We start from the raw sequence: 1,504 nt of genomic DNA on the forward strand, positions 1-1,504 counted from the left end.
ACCGGGCAGGATCCGGATGCCGTTGAGCGATGGATCCCCGCCCACGATCCGCTCGGTCCGGAACTCGTCCGACCCGGGCTCGGCGAGGATGAGCGCGACCATCGTGGCGTCGATCACGCCCGCCACGCCCGTGGCGACCAGGTCGTGCAGTCCCGCCGGATCGATGGTGCCGTTGAGCTTTGCCGACAGGTCCGACAGGCGGACGAGCAGTTCGGCTCGCTCGGCGAGCTTGACCCGTTCGTGGCCGAGCGCCAGCGCGGCGGACAGGCGGTCTCCGACGATCTGCATGGTCGCGAAGTCGTCGTCGTCGAGTTGACGCGCGGAATTCGACTCGACATTGAGCACGCCGAGGAGTCTCGCGCCGCTGACGAGCGGGACGCTGATCTCGGCGTTGACGGCCGGGTCGGCCGATTCGTAGTTCAGATCGGCCGCGACATCGCGGACGAAGGCCGGCTCGAGGGTCCGCGCCACCCGCCCGATCACGCCGCGCTGGATGTCGAACGTCTGGATGGGGTTCGCATAGTTTCGCTGGGCCCCGAGCTGGAGCGCGGCACCGTCCCAGAGGTAGACCGATGGGTACCGATACCCGAACGTCGTCTCGAGGATCTCCATCACCGTGCCGAGGACGTCGCCGCGTGGACCCTCGCGGGCGAGCAACCGGCCGACGGATTCCACCGCGCTGAACTGGCGGGTCCGACGCCGCTCCCGCGCGTGCGCCTCCTGCGCGCGTTCGACGGCTCGCTCCATCGAAGCCACGACGCGCCGACTCCCGATGGCCAGGACGACCTCGGCAGCGACCATCGCGAGGGCCTCGTGCCTCGCCCCGTCAGAGAAGCCGGGCAGGAGGATCGGGGCAATCGTCACCAGCACCCCGGCTCCGGCGGCCACGAGGGCGCCGCGGGTCCCGATCGCCGCCGCCATGGCGACCACGGGGATATAGAGCGCTGCGATCGGCGCAACGTCGGGACCGGCGGCCTGTGTGTTGGCGGCCACGACGAACGCGAGCGAGAAGGCAAGGCGGACGGCCGACCAGGACCGAGCCCGCGTCCCGGTCAAAACGGCCTGGATGAGGAAGAAGCTTCCGCCGACCGCCAGGACCTGCAGCGCGGAGGGGTCGTTGACGATCAACTCGATCGCGACCACCGGGAACGCCACGAAGCCCGCCAACAGGAGCTGCGGGTCCCGCCGGGCAATGGTCAGGTAGCGGCGCCACGGCATCCGGCGCCGATGCGGATCGGGCTCGGAGCGGGCGAACTGGGCGATCGGCGGAAAGACGGTATGCGCCGATCCCGCCGCTGGACCGCCAGACGGCGGTGCGGCGAGGACGGCCGGGCCGGGACTCGCTGGGTGCTGTAGCTCGGACATTGCTGGGTCACGCGGACAGAGGCTGGACGGTCGGATGGTTGAGGTCCGATGGGCGCGATCATCCGTCGCCCGTCCGCGCGCGACCATCGCCCTTCCGTACCAGACCGCACAGGACCGACGGCTGGTTCAGCGCCCGGCG

The 1,504-nt window shown here is 70.6% G+C and carries 1 protein-coding gene; it reads right to left on the minus strand.

Going from position 1 to position 1,504, the window contains the following annotated elements:
• The coding region (locus tag EPO09_RS21910) for a GAF domain-containing protein (protein ID WP_290646697.1) at positions 1-1,218 on the minus strand (1,218 nt) is incomplete at its 3' end.
• Positions 1,219-1,504: the final 286 nt, after the last annotated feature.

The organism is Aquabacterium sp., from assembly GCF_004297345.1.
GTDB lineage: Bacteria > Pseudomonadota > Gammaproteobacteria > Burkholderiales > Burkholderiaceae_C > Aquabacterium.